Origin of the sequence: Burkholderia sp. FERM BP-3421, assembly GCF_028657905.1 — a bacterium.
Classification (GTDB): domain Bacteria; phylum Pseudomonadota; class Gammaproteobacteria; order Burkholderiales; family Burkholderiaceae; genus Burkholderia.
The window spans coordinates 1,705,153-1,722,367 of the sequence record NZ_CP117782.1; the positions used below are offsets into that span (position 1 = coordinate 1,705,153).

The 17,215-nt window shown below is 67.1% G+C and carries 12 protein-coding genes and 1 pseudogene; 5 read left to right on the top strand and 8 right to left on the bottom strand.

Annotated elements, in window-relative coordinates; translation table 11 throughout:
• Positions 1–54 precede the first annotated feature (54 nt).
• The 3 genes from Bsp3421_RS23530 to Bsp3421_RS23540 form a co-directional block, all read right to left on the bottom strand.
• Positions 55–285, bottom strand: a complete 231-nt coding sequence (locus tag Bsp3421_RS23530; RefSeq protein WP_274003870.1) for a hypothetical protein — start codon at positions 283–285, stop codon at positions 55–57.
• A gap of 149 nt (positions 286–434) precedes the next feature.
• A complete protein-coding gene (locus tag Bsp3421_RS23535; protein ID WP_274003871.1) occupies positions 435–1,856 on the bottom strand; it encodes a LutB/LldF family L-lactate oxidation iron-sulfur protein in 1,422 nt (473 codons plus the stop codon).
• A 41-nt stretch (positions 1,857–1,897) separates the two neighbouring features.
• Positions 1,898–2,620, bottom strand: a complete 723-nt coding sequence (locus tag Bsp3421_RS23540) for a (Fe-S)-binding protein (RefSeq protein ID WP_274003873.1) — start codon at positions 2,618–2,620, stop codon at positions 1,898–1,900.
• 169 nt (positions 2,621–2,789) lie between these two features.
• On the opposite strand from Bsp3421_RS23540, the gene Bsp3421_RS23545 reads away from it, so the two are divergent.
• Complete coding sequence (locus Bsp3421_RS23545) at positions 2,790–3,599, top strand: IclR family transcriptional regulator (RefSeq protein ID WP_274003875.1); 810 nt, start codon at positions 2,790–2,792, stop codon at positions 3,597–3,599.
• An 80-nt stretch (positions 3,600–3,679) separates the two neighbouring features.
• Here the strand turns inward: Bsp3421_RS23545 and pbpG are convergent, their stop codons facing one another.
• Positions 3,680–4,807: a D-alanyl-D-alanine endopeptidase gene (pbpG, locus tag Bsp3421_RS23550; protein WP_274003878.1), complete on the bottom strand. Its 1,128-nt coding sequence runs from the start codon at positions 4,805–4,807 to the stop codon at positions 3,680–3,682.
• 649 nt (positions 4,808–5,456) lie between these two features.
• Here pbpG and Bsp3421_RS23555 point away from each other — a divergent pair.
• Positions 5,457–6,050, top strand: coding sequence for a phasin family protein (locus tag Bsp3421_RS23555; protein ID WP_252986625.1), 594 nt, complete (start codon positions 5,457–5,459; stop codon positions 6,048–6,050).
• 270 nt (positions 6,051–6,320) lie between these two features.
• Here Bsp3421_RS23555 and lpdA read toward each other — a convergent pair whose 3' ends face one another.
• From lpdA to Bsp3421_RS34100, 4 genes and pseudogenes are all read right to left on the bottom strand, one after another.
• Complete coding sequence (lpdA, locus tag Bsp3421_RS23560) at positions 6,321–8,084, bottom strand: dihydrolipoyl dehydrogenase (RefSeq protein WP_274003882.1); 1,764 nt, start codon at positions 8,082–8,084, stop codon at positions 6,321–6,323.
• A gap of 91 nt (positions 8,085–8,175) precedes the next feature.
• Positions 8,176–9,792: a dihydrolipoyllysine-residue acetyltransferase gene (gene aceF, locus Bsp3421_RS23565; protein WP_274003884.1), complete on the bottom strand. Its 1,617-nt coding sequence runs from the start codon at positions 9,790–9,792 to the stop codon at positions 8,176–8,178.
• A 72-nt stretch (positions 9,793–9,864) separates the two neighbouring features.
• Complete coding sequence (gene aceE / locus Bsp3421_RS23570) at positions 9,865–12,561, bottom strand: pyruvate dehydrogenase (acetyl-transferring), homodimeric type (RefSeq protein WP_274003885.1); 2,697 nt, start codon at positions 12,559–12,561, stop codon at positions 9,865–9,867.
• A 137-nt stretch (positions 12,562–12,698) separates the two neighbouring features.
• A pseudogene (locus tag Bsp3421_RS34100) lies at positions 12,699–12,917 on the bottom strand (hypothetical protein); the annotation flags it as partial.
• On the opposite strand from Bsp3421_RS34100, the gene fixL reads away from it, so the two are divergent.
• From fixL to folD, 3 genes are all read left to right on the top strand, one after another.
• Positions 12,837–15,350, top strand: coding sequence for an oxygen sensor histidine kinase FixL (gene fixL / locus Bsp3421_RS23575; RefSeq protein ID WP_274003887.1), 2,514 nt, complete (start codon positions 12,837–12,839; stop codon positions 15,348–15,350). The pseudogene Bsp3421_RS34100 and the gene fixL overlap by 81 nt on opposite strands.
• Positions 15,347–15,985 (top strand): oxygen response regulator transcription factor FixJ, encoded by a 639-nt coding sequence (gene fixJ / locus Bsp3421_RS23580; RefSeq protein WP_274003890.1) that lies wholly within the window; start codon positions 15,347–15,349, stop codon positions 15,983–15,985. Before fixL ends, fixJ begins: the two co-directional genes overlap by 4 nt.
• A gap of 367 nt (positions 15,986–16,352) precedes the next feature.
• Positions 16,353–17,210: a bifunctional methylenetetrahydrofolate dehydrogenase/methenyltetrahydrofolate cyclohydrolase FolD gene (gene folD, locus Bsp3421_RS23585; RefSeq protein ID WP_274003891.1), complete on the top strand. Its 858-nt coding sequence runs from the start codon at positions 16,353–16,355 to the stop codon at positions 17,208–17,210.
• Positions 17,211–17,215: the final 5 nt, after the last annotated feature.

Consider the following 17,215-nt stretch of genomic DNA (forward strand, 5'->3'; position numbering starts at 1 on the left):
ACAACACGCCATTATACAAAGACGCGCGCCGGCCCGCCGAGGACGCCCGTCCGCTCACAGCGTCTTCGCGGCGGCGATCGGCGCGTCGCTCGCCATCGCCGGACGCGCCGGCGCATCCGCGTCGCCGACCAACCCGAACGACACGGCGCGCGCGAGTTCGGCCGAAGCCTGATGGATCGCGAGCGGTTCGCGCGGATGCGCATTGCCCGCCGCGTGCAGGTAAGCCGCAGCCGCCAACGGCACGACGATCGCCAACGGCCAGTACATCGCTATTGTCTTTCTCATGATGTGACCTCTCCAGACTGCAGCGCCGGACCTGTGTCCGATGCTTGCATGTCGAGATTCTATAGATCACGTCTATCGAGATAAATATCCGAATAGCGAACGCAGTGTTGCGTGGGGATGAACAGTGTCGATCCCCACGCGCCCCGGGGTCAGCCGAGATGACTGCGCGACGCCGCGTACAGCTCGCGGAACGTCCGGCCGGTGGGCGTCGGCAGGTCGCGCGTGGCGCTCCAGCCGGCCCCGAACGGCAGCCGCCGGATCCCGCGCCGCTCGGACGCGCCGCCGCCCGCCCGCTCGAGGATGCGCACCGCGAGCTTGGTCGTGAGCGCATAGAGCGTCGGCCGGCGCGCGAGGAAGCCCCAGGCCGCGAGCGCCGCGCGTTCGCGCCAGGGGCGCAGCCCGCGCTCCACCTGCTTCTCGCGCAGCTTGCGCAGCAGCGAGGACAGCGGAATGCCGACCGGACACACGCTGTCGCACTCGCCGCACAAGGTGGCGGCCTGCGGCAGGTCGAGCGTCGATTCGAGCCCGACGTAGCTCGGCGTGAGCACCGAGCCCATCGGCCCCGGATAGACCCAGCCGTACGCATGCCCGCCGACCTTCTGGTACACCGGGCAATGGTTCATGCATGCGCCGCAGCGGATGCAGCGCAGCATCTCCTGGAACTCGCCGCCGAGGAGCCCGCTGCGGCCGCCGTCGACCAGCACCACGTACATGTGCTCGGGGCCGTCCACATCGCCCTCGCCGCGCGGGCCGGTGAGCAGCGAGAGATAGTTGGAGGTCTTCTGCCCGGTCGCCGAGCGCGGCAGGAGCCGCATCGCGGTCGCGAGATCCTCGAGCGTCGGCAACACCTTCTCGATGCCCGTCACCGCGACGTGCACGCGCGGCATCACCGTGCACATCCCTTCGTTGCCCTCGTTGGTCACGAGCACGACCGAGCCGGTCTCGGCGATCAGGAAGTTGCCGCCCGTCACCCCCATGTCCGCCGACAGGAATTGCGGCCGCAGCATCTCGCGCGCCTCGTGCGTCATCGCGGGGATGTCCGTCAGGCGCGGCCGACCGTGCGTCTTCGCGAACAGGTCCGCGATCTCGTCCTGGTCCTTGTGCACGGCGGGCGCGATGATGTGGCTCGGCGCCTCGTTGTCGTTGATCTGCAGGATGTACTCGCCGAGGTCGGTCTCGATCGACTGCACGCCGATGCCCGCCATCACCGCGTTCAGGCGCATCTCCTCGGTCACCATCGACTTCGTCTTGATGACCTTCTTCACGTCGTGGCGCCGCGCGATGTCGGCGACGAGCTGCGCCGCGTCGTCCATGCTCTCGGCGTACAGCACGGTGGCGCCGCGCCGCGCGGCCTCGCGCTCGAACGCCTCGAGCCACTGGTCGAGATCGTCGAGCGCGCGGTCGCGGCGCGCCTTCAGCGCGGCCCGCGTCGCCGCGAAATCGATCTGCGTGAGCGATTCGGCGCGCGCCGACACGAACTTGCTCGACAGTTTCTTGAGGTTCTGCTGCAGGCGCTGGTCCGCGAGCTTCTGGCCCGCGCGCGCCTTGAAATGCATCGATTGGACTTGCATGGCGGCTCGCTGTGGATTCGGAAACGGAAGGGGCGCGGCGCTCAGGCGTCGCCCGCCAGCACCTGCGCGATGTGCAGCACGCGCGTGGCGTGGTCGCCCGTGCGGCGCAGCCGCCCCTCGATATTGAGCATGCAGCCGAGATCGCCGAGCACCACGGTCGGCGCGCCGCTCGCGCGGACGTTCGCGCACTTCTCGTCGACGATCGCGGTCGAGATGTCGCCGTACTTCAGCGCAAAGGTGCCGCCGAAGCCGCAGCAGTGCTCGCAATCCTTCATCTCCCGGACCTCGACGCCGCGCTGCGCGAGCAACGCGCGCGGCTGCGCCTTCACACCCAGCTCGCGCAATCCCGAGCAGGAATCATGGTAGGTCACGGGCCCCGCGAACTCGCCCGGCTCCAGCGTCACCTTCGCGACGTTCACGAGGAAATCGGTCAGCTCATACACCCGCGAGCGCAGGCGGCCGTAGCGCGCCATCAGCTCGGGATCGTCGCGGAACAGGTCGCCGTAATGCACGCGCAGCATCCCGCCGCACGAACCCGACGGCACCACCACGTAATCGAACGGCTCGAACTCGCGCAGCGTCTTCTCCGCGAGGTCGCGCGCGAGCGCACGCTCGCCGCTGTTGTAGCCCGGCTGGCCGCAGCAGGTCTGCGCGGCCGGGACGACCACCTCGAAGCCCGCCTGCTGGATCAGCTTCAACGCAGAGAACCCGATCTCGGGCCGCATCAGGTCGATCAGGCACGTCACGAACAAACCGACTCGCATAGCCACTCCTTCGAGAAAACGACGCTCATTATCCGCGCTTTGCCGCGCGAAACCAACGCATCGCGAACAGCCGCCGCACGCGAGGACTTCCTCGAACGCCGTTCGCTTTTTTCACTATACGAGATACAATCGTTCGTCCCAGCATCCGATGCATCACCGACCCGCCACGATGAGCAACCCGAATCCGGATTCCAAAACGTCGATCCAAGTGATCGAGCGCATGATGCGGCTTCTCGACGCGCTCGCCGGCCACACCGATCCGGTCAGCCTGAAGGAGCTTGCCCAGAGCACCGAGCTGCATCCGTCGACCGCGCACCGGATCCTGAACGACATGGTCACCTGCCGTCTCGTCGACCGCTCCGATCCGGGCACCTACCGGCTCGGCATGCGCCTGCTCGAACTCGGCAACCTCGTGAAGGCGCGCCTGTCGGTGCGCGATGCCGCGCTGACGCCGATGCGCGAGCTGCACCGCCTCACGGGCCAGACGGTCAATCTGTCGGTGCGCCAGGGCGACGAGATCGTCTATATCGAACGCGCGTATTCGGAACGCTCGGGCATGCAGGTGGTGCGCGCGATCGGCGGCCGCGCGCCGCTGCACCTGACGTCGGTCGGCAAGCTGTTCCTGGCCGCCGACGAGACGTCGCGGGTGCGCGCCTACGCGACCCGCACCGGGCTCGCCGGCCACACGCAGAACAGCATCACCGATCTCACGAAACTCGAACGCGAACTGACCCTGGTGCGCCAGCAGGCCTGCGCGCGCGACAACGAGGAACTGGAACTGGGCGTGCGTTGCATCGCGGCCGGCATCTACGACGACTCAGGCAAGCTGGTCGCCGGACTGTCGCTGTCCGCGCCGGCCGACCGGCTGCAGGATGCCTGGCTCGGCCAGCTGAGCCACACCGCGCTGACGATCTCCGAGTCGCTCGGCTACCAGCACGCACCCAAGGATGCCGATGCGAGCGCGCTGAGGCACGCGTGACGCCGCGTTCCGGACGCCATGAAAAAAGCCCCGCTCAAGCGGGGCTTTTTTCATGGCGTCGCGCAACCGGCGCGCCGGGATCAGGTTCCACCCGTCGCCGTGTTGGCCGCGGTCAGCCGTTCGCCGCCGCCGTTGTCGAGCCAGCTGCGCACGCGCGACGCGTCCGCGAAGCGCGAGTACTTGCCGAACGAATCGAGCAGCACCATCACGATCGGACGACCGTGGATCGTGGTCTGCATCACCAGACACTCGCCCGCTTCGTTGATGAAGCCCGTCTTCTGCAGACCGATGTCCCACGACGGATTGCGCACCAGCGCGTTCGTGTTGTTGTAGGCGAGTGAACGCTTGCCCGTGAACACGTCGTAGCTGCGGTCGGTCGAGAACTTGCGGATCAGCGGGTACTGGTACGCCGCGTTCACCATCTTCACCAGGTCGCGCGCGCTCGACACGTTCTGGCTCGACAGCCCGGTCGAGTTCTCGAAATGCGTGTCGTTCATGCCGAGCGACTTCGCCTTCGCGTTCATCGCCGCGATGAACGCCGGCCGGCCGCCCGTGTAGTAACGCGACAGCGCGGCGGCCGCACGATTCTCCGACGCCATCAGCGCGATGTGCAGCATGTCTTCGCGCGACAGCGTCGACCCGACCGACAGGCGCGACCCCGTGCCCTTCTCGTAGTCGCGATCCTCGTCCGTCACGTCGATCTGGTCGGTCAGCGACATTTTCGAATCGAGCACGACCATCGCGGTCATCAGCTTCGAGATCGACGCGATCGGCACCACGGCGCGCGAGTTCTTGTCGAACAGCGGCTCGGACGAATTCTGGTCGATCACGTAGGCGACGCTCGAACGCAGCGCGAGCGCGTCAGGCGTCTCGTGCAGGCCGAACGCCTGGCCGACCGACGGCGGGCGCGGCTGGAACGCCACCTTGCGCACCCCGCGGTGCCCCCCGTTCGACACGAAGGTCACGCGCTTGCGCGTCGCCTTCGCGCGCGGCGCTTCCTTCGCGACGGCAGGACGCACGCCCTTCTTGGCGGACGCAGTGGCCTTCTTCTTGCCCTTCGCGGGCTGGGATGCCTTCGCGGGCGCGGCGAGCGCCTCGGCAGGCGCGATCGCGGCAGTGGCCATCAGCACCGACACGGCCACGGAGACCGCGGTGCCGAGGGCCATGCCCTGCATCATTTTGAACGGTGAAAACAATTGGGCTTTCATTGGGGTCTGAACAAAGCGGGCGGGAGGTTTCCGCAAGTGTAGTTAAACCGGAAAAAATAAGCAATATTAGGCACTTACCGTCTTTCGTTAAACCGGAATGTAAGACACGATCATCTCAAGACAATCGGCCCTCCCGTTTTCATCGAAAAATACGATGAGATGCAAGGATGCCGGCCCGCCGGCACTCACTTAGCGGTTTATCGGCAATCCGGGAACAGGATGAAGCGGGGAAATCACGCATACTGCCTACTGCTGCCAGGCGGCCCGAACGGCCCGCCGGCAAGGGCGCCGGCGCATCGTGCGTCCGGCGGCCCGACCAACGGCGCGCGTTTCGACCAGCATTCGGGGTAAACGTTCCACCCCCTCAACTGGTTTACCTGCGCGCCGTCATGGTGCGCCCCGCCGCCTGCCCCACCTCGGCGCGCAGCGCGGCACAGCGCTTGAAACCGATCCCAATGTTGCGGGATAACTCATTGTTTTGTCGATAATTTACCGATATTGTGCGACGCACAAAATATCCTTGACATTCGTTTTTGGCGGCCTAAAATAACTCTCATTGTTGCGATGCACAAAGCACCGCACGAGCGTCGTTCCCCAAACTTGTGCCTTTCCCCAAGCGATCATCGATCGATTTTCAGGAGCGTGAACCATGTCTTTGCTGACCCCCGAGCAATTCGCCGCCGCCCAGAAAGCCCACTTCGAAAGCCTGTTCGGCCTGACGACCAAGGCCTTTGAAGGCGTTGAGAAGCTCGTCGAACTGAATCTGCAAGTCGTGAAGTCGACGCTCGCGGAAAGCCAGGAAAACGTGCAGCGCGCGCTGTCCGTGAAGGACGCGCAGGAACTGCTCGCGCTGCAGGCCAGCCTGACCCAGCCGATCGCCGAGAAGGTCCTGTCGTACAGCCGCCATCTGTATGAAATCGCTTCGGCCACGCAAGCCGAGTTCGCGAAGGTCGCGGAAGCCCAGTACGAAGAGCAGAACCGCAAGGTGCAGGCGCTCGTCGACAACGTCGCGAAGAACGCGCCGGCCGGTTCCGAAACCGCCGTTGCCGCGCTGAAGTCGGCGCTCAACGCCGCGACGACGACCTACGAAACGGTCCAGAAGGCCGCGAAGCAGGCCGTGGAAATCGCCGAAACGAACTTCAACGCCGCCGCAGCCGTTGCGACCAAGGCCGCCAACAGCGCCGCTGCCGCATCGCGCCGCAGCACCACCGCCGCCGCGCCGACGACGACCAAGTCGGCCTGAGCGGACGCCGCCCTGCGGGCGGCACGCGATATCGGAAAGCCTGCGTTCGCGCGGGCTTTTTCATGGGCGCTCGCCGCGAGGGGCACTGCGGGCCGAATCACGACGGAGCCGAACGGCCAGGGCTCTCCGCCGCGCCGCCTCTCCGATTCACTGCACCCGGCCCCACACGTACTCCCGCCCCCATGCAAAACGCCCGGCGCAATGCGCCGGGCGTTTTGGTGAACCACGATGGGCCGCGCCCTCCGGCGACGCCCTTCCGCGAACCGCGCGTTATGCCTTCTTGCGCGGCGGCGGCAGGTCCGTACAGACCCCTTCGTACAGCTCGGCCGCCATGCCGATCGATTCGCCGAGCGTCGGGTGTGGATGGATCGTCTTGCCGATATCCTCCGCGTCCGCGCCCATCTCGACCGCCAGACAGACTTCGCTGATCAGGTCGCCCGCGTTCAGCCCGACGATGCCGCCGCCGATCACGCGATGCGTCGCCTCGTCGAACAGCAGCTTCGTGAAACCCTCGTCGCGATCGTTCGCGATCGCCCGGCCCGACGCCACCCACGGGAACACCGCCTTGCCGTACTTGATGCCTTCGGCCTTGCACTGGTCCTCGGTCTTGCCGGCCCATGCGACTTCCGGATCCGTGTACGCCACCGACGGAATCTGCAGCGCGTCGAAGTAAGCCTTCTCGCCGTGCGCGGCCTCGGCCGCCACGTGGCCCTCGTGCACCGCCTTGTGCGCGAGCATCGGCTGGCCGACGATGTCGCCGATCGCGAAGATGTGCGGCACATTGGTGCGCATCTGCTTGTCGACCTCGATGAAGCCGCGCTCCGTCACCGCCACGCCCGCCTTGTCGGCGCCGATCTTCTTGCCGTTCGGGCTGCGGCCCACGGCGACCAGCACCAGGTCGTAGCGCTGCGCGTCCGCCGGGGCTTTCTCGCCCTCGAAGCTCACGTAGATGCCGTCGTCCTTCGCTTCCGCGCCGGTCGTGCGCGTCTTCAGCATCACGTTGCTGAAGCGCTTCGCGTTGTACTTCTCCCAGACCTTCACGAGATCGCGGTCCGCGCCCATCATCAGGCCGTCCATCATCTCGACGACGTCGATCTCGGCGCCCAGCGTCGAGTACACCGTCGCCATTTCGAGGCCGATGATGCCGCCGCCAATCACGAGCATGCGCTTCGGCAGCTGGCGCAGCTCCAGCGCGCCCGTCGAATCGATCACGCGCGGATCCTCCGGCATGAACGGCAGCTTCACCGCCTGCGAGCCGGCCGCGATGATCGCCTGCTTGAAGCGCACCACCTTCTTGCCGCCCTCGCCCTGCACTTCCAGGTGATGCGCATCGACGAACGCACCGACGCCCGTGACCACCTCGACCTTGCGCGCCTTCGCCATGCCGGTGAGGCCCACCGTCAGCTTCTTGACGACGCTGCTCTTGAAGTCGCGCAGCTTGTCGAGATCCACTTCCGGCTTGCCGAACGAGATGCCGTGCGACGCCAGCGCCGACGCCTCGTCGATGACGAGCGCGGTGTGCAGCAGCGCCTTCGACGGGATGCACCCGACGTTCAGGCACACGCCGCCGAGCGCGTCGTAGCGTTCGACGAGCACGGTCTTCATGCCGAGATCGGCGGCGCGGAACGCGGCCGAGTATCCGCCCGGGCCCGAACCCAGCACGAGCATCTCGCACTCGACATCGACCGGGCCGGCATAGCTGCCCGCCTGCGGCGCCTGGGTCGGCGCGGGCGCGGGCGCGGGGGCCGGTGCGGCGGCGGGCGCGGGCTTCGCGGGCGCCGGCGCGGCGGCGGACGCCGCGGCCTCGACGAGCGCGATCACCGTGCCTTGCGACACCTTGTCGCCCGCCTTGACCTTCACTTCCTTCACGACGCCGGCGACGTCGCTCGGCACTTCCATGGACGCCTTGTCGGATTCGAGCGTGACGAGCGTCTGCTCCTTCTCGATCGTATCGCCCGGCTGGACGTTGACCTCGATGACATCGACGCCGTTGAAATCGCCGATATCCGGCACCTTGACTTCGATGAGACTCATGAACTGTCCCCTACTTGTATGGACTACCGCTGACAGACACACGGGCGGGCGCGCCGCGACGGCATGACCGCCGCGCGCGCCCCCGCGCTCATCAAAGGATCACGCGGCGGAAATCGGCGAGGATCGCCGCCAGATATGCGTTGAAGCGCGCCGCCTCCGCGCCGTCGATCACGCGGTGGTCATACGACAGCGACAGCGGCAGCGTGAGGCGCGGCACGAACTGCTTGCCGTCCCACACCGGCTTCATCGCGCTGCGCGACAGGCCGAGGATCGCCACTTCCGGCGCGTTGATGATCGGCGTGAAGTTCGTGCCGCCGATCCCGCCCAGCGACGAGATCGAGAAGCAGCCGCCCTGCATCTGGTCCGGCTTCAGCTTGCCTTCGCGCGCCGCCTTCGACAGCTCCGTCATTTCCTTCGCGATGTCGACGAGACCCTTCTTGTCCGCGTCGCGGATCACCGGCACCATGAGGCCGTTCGGCGTGTCGGCCGCGAAGCCGACGTGGTAGTACTGCTTGAACACGAGGTTGTCGCCGTCGAGGCTCGCGTTGAAGGTCGGGAACTTCTTCAGCGCCGACACCACGGCCTTGATCACGAACGCCAGCATCGTGAACTTCACGCCGGCCTTCTCGTTTTCCTTGTTCAGCTGCACGCGCAACGCTTCCAGCTCGGTGATGTCCGCCTCGTCGTTGTTGGTGACGTGGGGGATCATCACCCAGTTGCGATGCAGGTTCGCGCCCGAGATCTTCTTGATGCGCGACAGCGGCTTCGGATCGACCGGGCCGAACTTCGTGAAGTCGACCTTCGGCCACGGCAGCAGGTTCAGCTCGCCGCCGCCCGCGGGCGCGGCCGCGCCCGCCGGCGCCGCGCGCTGGCCCGTCATCACGCCCTTCACGAAGCCCGTCACGTCGTCCTTGGTCACGCGGCTCTTCGGCCCCGTGCCCTGCACGCGCGCGACATCGACGCCCAGCTCGCGCGCGAACTTGCGCACCGACGGCGACGCGTGGCTCGCGCGGTATTCGCCGCCCGCCGCCGGCGCGACGGCCGGTGCGGATGCCGGCGCAGCCGACGGCGCGGGCGCGGCGGCTGCGGCCGGCGCGGGCGCCGGAGCAGGCGCGGCGGCCGGCTGCGGCGCGGGGGCCGGCGCGGCGGCGCCGCCCGCGGCTTCCAGCACCACGATCAGCGTGCCTTCCGACACCGTGTCGCCGAGCTTCACCTTCAGTTCCTTGACCGTGCCGGCGGCCGGGCTCGGCACGTCCATCGTCGCCTTGTCCGATTCGAGCGTGACGAGCGACTGCTCCTTCTCGACCGTGTCGCCGACCTTCACGCCGATCTCGATGACCGGGATGTCCTTGTAGTCGCCGATGTCCGGCACCTTCACGTCGACCGTGCCGCCGCTCGCGGCAGGCGCGGGCGCGGGCGCCGCTGCGGGCGCGGGCGCCGGCGCAGCCGCGCCGTTCGCCTTCGCGGCGCCGCCTTCCAGCAGGATGATCAGCGAGCCTTCCGACACCGAATCGCCCACCTTCACCTTCACTTCCCTGACCGTGCCGGCCGTGGGGCTCGGCACGTCCATCGTCGCCTTGTCCGACTCGAGCGTGACGAGCGATTGCTCCGCCTCGACCGTGTCGCCCGCCTTCACGAGCACCTCGATGACCGGGATGTCCTTGTAATCGCCGATATCCGGCACCTTCACTTCGATCGCTTGACTCATCTGTTTGTGTCTCCTGAGCCGCGCCGCCACCCCGCACGGGGCCGCGTCGCGGCGTCATACGGTGCGCGTGCGTTAAACCGTCATCGGGTTGGGTTTGGCCGGGTCGAGGTTGTACTTCGCGAGCGCGTCCGCCACCACCTTGCGCTCGATCGTACCCTCGTCGGCGAGCGCATTGAGCGCGGCCACGGTCACCCAGAAGCGGTCGACCTCGAAGAAATGGCGCAGCGCCTCGCGCGTATCCGAACGGCCATAGCCGTCGGTGCCGAGCACCACGAACTTGCGGTCCACCTGGCCGCGGATCTGGTCGACCAGCGCGCGCACGTAGTCGGTCGACGCGATCACCGGACCTTGCGTGTCCTTCAGGCATTGCTGCACGTGCGACAGCTTGCGCTCCGCGGTCGGGTTCAGCAGGTTCCAGCGCTCGACCTCATGACCTTCGCGGGCCAGCTCGGTGAAGCTCGGCACGCTCCACAGGTCGGCCGCGACGCCCCAGTCGTTCTTGAGCAGGTCGGCGGCGGCGATCACTTCGTTGAAGATCGTGCCCGCGCCGAGCAGTTGCACGCGCGGCGCCTTCTTGTCGGCGTCGGCCTTGCGGAACGCGTACATGCCCTTGATGATGTCGGCCGCCACGTGCTCGCCCTGCGGGATCGCGGGGTGCTCGTAGTTCTCGTTCATCACCGTGATGTAGTAGTACACATCCTCCTGCTCCCACACCATGCGGCGCAGGCCGTCCTGCACGATCACCGCCAGCTCGTAGCCGAAGGTCGGGTCGTAGCTCACGCAGTTCGGCACCGACGCCGCCCACAGCAGCGAATGGCCGTCCTCGTGCTGCAGGCCCTCGCCGTTGAGCGTGGTGCGGCCCGCGGTGCCGCCGAGCAGGAAGCCGCGCGACCGCATGTCGCCCGCGGCCCAGGCCAGATCGCCGATCCGCTGGAAGCCGAACATCGAATAGAAGATGTAGAACGGCACCATGATCTCGCCGTGCGTCGAATACGACGTCGCCGCCGCGATCCAGTCGCACATGCCGCCCGCTTCGTTGATGCCTTCCTGCAGGATCTGGCCGCTTTCCGATTCCTTGTAGAACATCAGCTGGTCGGAATCCTCGGGCACGTACTTCTGGCCCTGCTGGTTCCAGATGCCGATCTGGCGGAACAGGCCTTCCATGCCGAAGGTGCGCGACTCGTCGGGCACGATCGGCACGATGCGCTTGCCGAGCGCCTTGTCCTTGAGCAGGATGTTGAGGATCCGCACGAACGCCATCGTCGTCGAGATCTCGCGGCCTTCGCCCGTGCCCTTCAGCAGCGGCTCGAACATGCCGAGCGCCGGCACCGGCAGCGATTCCGCCTTCTGGCGGCGCTGCGGCAGGTAGCCGCCGAGGTCCATGCGGCGTGCGCGCATGTACTCGAGTTCCTTCGAGCCTTCCTCGAACTTCACGTACGGCACGTCGGCGATCACGTCGTCCGGGATCGGCAGGCGGAACTGGTCGCGGAACTTCTTCAGCTGCTCCACCGGCAGCTTCTTCTGCTGGTGGGTGATGTTCATCGCCTGACCCGACTCGCCCATCCCGTAACCCTTGATGGTCTTCGCGAGAATCACGGTCGGCGCGCCCTTCGAGTGGCTCGCCTCGTGGAACGCCGCGTAGATCTTGTGCGGATCATGGCCGCCGCGGTTCAGGTTCCAGATGTCGTCGTCCGACCAGTCGGCGACCAGCGCCTTCAGCTCGGGCGAATTGAAGAAGTGCTCGCGCACGAAGGCGCCCGACTCCGACTTGTAGGTCTGGTACTCGCCGTCGACGACGTCCATCATCCGGCGCATCAGCGCGCCCGACTTGTCGCGCGCGAACAGCGCATCCCAGCGGCTGCCCCAGATCACCTTGATCACGTTCCAGCCGGCGCCGCGGAATTCCGATTCCAGTTCCTGGATGATCTTGCCGTTGCCGCGCACCGGGCCGTCGAGACGCTGCAGGTTGCAGTTGATCACGAACACCAGGTTGTCGAGCTTCTCGCGGCTCGCCATGCCGATCGCGCCCAGCGATTCCGGCTCGTCGGTCTCGCCGTCGCCGAGGAACGCCCACACCTTGCGGCCTTCGGTCGTCACGATGCCGCGCGCCTGCAGGTACTTCATGAAGCGCGCCTGGTAGATCGCCATGATCGGGCCGAGACCCATGGAAACGGTCGGGAACTGCCAGAAGTCGGGCATCAGCCACGGGTGCGGATACGACGAGATGCCGTTGCCGCCGACTTCCTGGCGGAAGTTGTCGAGCTGGTCCTCGGACAGGCGGCCGAGCAGGAACGCGCGGGAATACACGCCCGGCGACGAGTGGCCCTGCACGAACACGAGGTCGCCGCCGTGCTGGGCGGACGGCGCATGCCAGAAATGGTTGTAGCCGACATCGTAGAGCGTCGCGGCCGACGCGAACGACGCGATGTGGCCGCCGACGTTGGTGTCCTTGCCGGCGCGCAGCACCATCGCGATCGCGTTCCAGCGCGTGTACGAGCGGATGCGGTGCTCGATGTCCTGGTCGCCCGGGATCTTCGCCTGGCCTTCGACCGGAATCGTGTTGATGTACGGGGTGTTCGCGGAGAACGGCAGGTGCTCGCCGTGCATGCGCGCGAATTCGATCTGCTTCTCGATCAGGTAGTGCGCGCGGCCCGGGCCGACGGAGGAGATCACGCCATCAAGCGCCTCGAGCCATTCGACGGTTTCCTGGGGATCGTCGTCACGATCGGCGACGACATACTTCATCACTTCGTTGGGTACGGCGGACATACTCGTCTCCTGGGGCCTTGAATGTGAGGATCGCTCTGGTTGCAGACGACGGAATTCCGGCCGCCTGCGGCAAGCTCCCGCGGATTGTAAAGAGCGTCGCGGGCCACGTGCAACAAAATTTTCGAATAGTGAGATCTTTTATCGTAATATGAAATATTGCTGCGCCGCACCCATCCGACAAGGCTCGCCGAGGGCCGGCCCGGCGATAATTTCGCTTTTGGTTCAATAATTCTTGTACGCCTTTTGCGCGCGGTGCGCTGCGCTACAATCCAGCCATGTTGACCGATCGGCTTTTCGCACGTTCGGCGCGGCCGTCGGGTTCGCCGGCGGATTCGCAGCCGTCCCGCTGGCACCACGGACCGTGGTGGTCCAATTCCTATCTACTGACCCCCCTGTTGTCGATCCTGGTGTTCCTGGTGGTGATGAGCCTCATTCTGTGGAGCCTCAACCGCCGCGAGCAGCAGCAGCAGGAAGACACGCTGTATCGCAACGTCGCCTGGGCGCAGCAGCAGATCCGCCTGTCGATGACGGGCGCGCAGGAGCAATTGCAGGCGTTCGCGCGCGATCTCGCGGCGGGCCGCATCGACGAGCACGCGTTCCAGATGGCGGTCGGCGACATCATGCAGGCGCACCCCGAGATCCTCTACCTGAACTGGTATACGTCGCCCGGCCAGCGCCGCTGGCCCGCGATGCTGCTGCCGCTCGTCGGCCAGCGCTTCGCGAAGCCGAACGACACCCAGATGGAGGACGCCGCGCGCGGCGCCTTCGCCGAGGCGCGCGGCACGCGCCGCCAGGTGTACTCGCCGCTCGTCTACGACGACTTCGGCAACGGCTACCTCGCGCTGCAGACGCCCGTGATGCGCGACCGCGAGTATCTCGGCTCGATCGCCGCGGTGTTCTCGGTCGAGGGCATGCTGAAGCACGACATCCCGCAGGAGCTGTCGGCCAAGTACAAGATCTCGATCACCGACGCGAACAACCGCGAACTCGCGTCGACCTCCTCGCGCCCGCGCCTGCCGCGCGACGCCCACTACGATCTGCCGCTCGACCCGCCCGGCCAGGGGCTGACGGTGCGCGTGTACGCGTACCCGCAGATGACCAACCTGACCAACAACACACTCGTCTGGCTCGTCGCCGGGCTGTCGTGCTTCGTGCTGTGGAGTCTCTGGAGCCTGTGGAAGCACACCCGCCAGCGCTTCGAGGCGCAGCAGGCGCTCTATGCGGAGGCGTTCTTCCGCCGCGCGATGGAGAACTCGGTGCTGATCGGGATGCGCGTGCTCGACATGCACGGCCGCATCACGCACGTGAATCCCGCGTTCTGCCGGATGACCGGCTGGGACGAAGGCGACCTCGTCGGCAAGGTCGCGCCGTTCCCGTACTGGCCGCGCGACACCTACCCGGAAATGCAGCGCCAGCTCGACATGACGCTGCGCGGCAAGGCGCCGTCTTCGGGCTTCGAGCTGCGGGTGCGGCGCAAGGACGGCTCGATGTTCCATGCGCGCCTCTACGTCTCGCCGCTGATCGACAGCGCCGGACGCCAGACCGGCTGGATGTCGTCGATGACCGACATCACCGAGCCGAAGCGCGCGCGCGAGGAGCTGGCCGCCGCGCACGAACGCTTCACGACCGTGCTCGAAAGCCTCGACGCGGCGGTCTCGGTGCTCGCCGCCGACGAGGCCGAGCTGCTGTTCGCGAACCGCTACTACCGCCACCTGTTCGGGATCCGGCCGGACGGCCACCTGGAACTGTCGGGCGGCGGCTTCGACAGCGCGCAGGCGTCGTCGGACTCGATCGACCTCGTCGACGCCTACGCCGGCCTGCCCGCCGCCGCGCTCACCGAGAGCACGGCCGACGCGCAGGAGGTGTACGTCGAAAGCATCCAGAAATGGTTCGAGGTGCGTCGCCAGTACATCCAGTGGGTCGACGGCCACCTCGCCCAGATGCAGATCGCCACCGACATCACGACCCGCAAGAAGGCGCAGGAGCTGGCGCACCAGCAGGAAGAGAAGCTCCAGTTCACGAGCCGATTGATGACGATGGGCGAAATGGCGTCGTCGATTGCGCATGAGCTGAACCAGCCGCTCGCGGCGATCAACAATTACTGTTCCGGCACCGTGGCGCTCGTCAAGGGCGGCCGCGCGACCCCCGAGACGCTGCTGCCGGCGCTCGAAAAGACCGCGCAGCAGGCGCTGCGCGCCGGAATGATCGTCAAGCGGATCCGCGAGTTCGTGAAGCGCAGCGAGCCGAAGCGCGAGCCCGCGCGGGTCGCGGACATCGTCGCGGACGCGGTCGGCCTCGCCGAGATCGAGGCGAGAAAGCGCCGGATCCGGATCGTCACCGAAATCCGCGCAAGAATGCCTATTATTTATGTCGACCCGGTGCTGATCGAGCAGGTGCTCGTGAACCTGATGAAGAACGCGGCCGAAGCGATGCACGATGCGCACCCGCAGGCGGTCGACGGCGCGATCCGCGTGGTCGCCGACCTGGAGGCGGGCTTCGTCGACATCCGCGTGATCGACCAGGGCCCCGGCGTCGACGAGGCGACGGCCGAACGGCTGTTCGAACCGTTTTACAGCACCAAGTCCGACGGCATGGGCATGGGGCTCAACATCTGTCGTTCGATCATTGAATCGCATCGCGGGCGTCTGTGGGTGGTCAACAACGTCGAGGCGGATGGCCGCATTGCCGGCGCGACGTTCCACTGCAGCCTGCCCGTGGGGGAACCCGAAGATCTCGGGCGCGGCGGGTCCGAGGCATCGACATCACAAACCGTAACGGGAGATATATGAATAGCCCTGTCACCACCACTCAGGAATCCGTCTTTGTCGTCGACGATGACGAGGCCGTGCGCGACTCGCTGCGCTGGCTGCTGGAGGCGAACGGCTATCGCGTGCAATGCTTCTCGAGCGCCGAGCAGTTTCTCGATGCGTACCAGCCCGCGCAGCAGGCGGGCCAGATCGCCTGCCTGATCCTCGACGTGCGGATGTCCGGGATGAGCGGCCTCGAACTGCAGGAACGCCTGATCGCCGACAATGCCGCGCTGCCGATCATCTTCGTGACGGGCCACGGCGATGTGCCGATGGCCGTCTCGACCATGAAGAAAGGCGCGATGGACTTCATCGAGAAGCCGTTCGACGAAGCCGAGCTGCGCAAGCTCGTCGAGCGCATGCTCGACAAGGCGCGCAGCGAGAGCAAGAGCGTCCAGGAGCAGCGCGCCGCGAGCGAGCGCCTGTCGAAGCTGACCGCGCGCGAGCAGCAGGTGCTCGAGCGGATCATCGCGGGCCGCCTCAACAAGCAGATCGCCGACGATCTCGGCATCAGCATCAAGACGGTCGAGGCGCACCGCGCGAACATCATGGAAAAGCTCAACGTCAACACGGTGGCCGACCTGCTGCGCCTCGCGCTGTCGAAGAAGCAGGCCTGACCCGTCTCATCCGCGCGCGTCCGGGCCCGCCCGCCGGACGCGCCGCGCGCGCGACCGCTCCCGTCGCGCGTCCCCGTCTGTCGCGCCCCTCTCGTTCGTCTCGTCTCATGCCGGCTCGCCGGCGAAGCCGCGCGACGGCGGGCGGGCGCGGCGACGGCTGAACGCGGCACCGGCCGACCGCGGCGCCGGCCGACCGCGGCACCGACCGACCGCGGCACCGGCCGACCGCGGCACCGGCCGACCGCGGCACCGGCCGACCGCGGCACCGGCCGACCGCGGCACCGGCCGACCGGTATAATTCCCTCCTTCGCCGCGACGCACTCCCCGCGTCGCGCGCCCCCGCTTTCCAACTCGCACGCGAATCACCATGACAGCCACTCTCATCGACGGCAACGCCCTCTCGAAGACCTTGCGCGGCGAAGCCGCGCAGCGCGCCGCGGCGCTGACCGCGCGCGGCCACCAGCCCGGACTCGCCGTGATCCTCGTCGGCAACAATCCCGCCAGCGAAGTGTATGTGCGCAACAAGATCAAGGCCTGCCAGGACCACGGCTTCCACTCGCTGAAGGACAACTACCCGGCCACGCTGTCCGAGGCCGACCTGCTCAAGCGCATCGACGAGCTGAATCGCGACCCGAAGATCCACGGCATCCTGGTGCAGCTGCCCCTGCCCGCGCATATCGACAGCCACAAGGTGATCGAGGCGATCGCCCCGGAGAAGGACGTCGACGGCTTCCACGTCGCGAACGCCGGCGCGCTGATGACGGGCAAGCCGCTGTTCCGCCCGTGCACGCCGTACGGCGTGATGAAGATGTTCGAGGCCTACCGGATCCCGCTGCAGGGCGCGAACGCGGTCGTGATCGGCCGCTCGAACATCGTCGGCAAGCCGATGGCGCTGATGCTGCTCGAAGCGGGCGCGACCGTCACGATCTGCCACAGCAAGACCCGCGACCTCGCCGCGCACACCCGCGCGGCCGACGTGGTCGTCGCGGCGGTCGGCAAGCGCGACGTGCTGACGGCCGACATGGTGAAGCCGGGCGCGACCGTGATCGACGTCGGCATGAACCGCAACGACGAAGGCAAGCTGTGCGGCGACGTCGAATTCGCCGGCGTGAGCCAGGTGGCCGGCCACCTGACGCCGGTGCCGGGCGGCGTCGGCCCGATGACCATCACGATGCTGCTGATCAACACCGTCGAGGCGGCCGAACGCGCGGCGAACGCGGCCTGACGCGA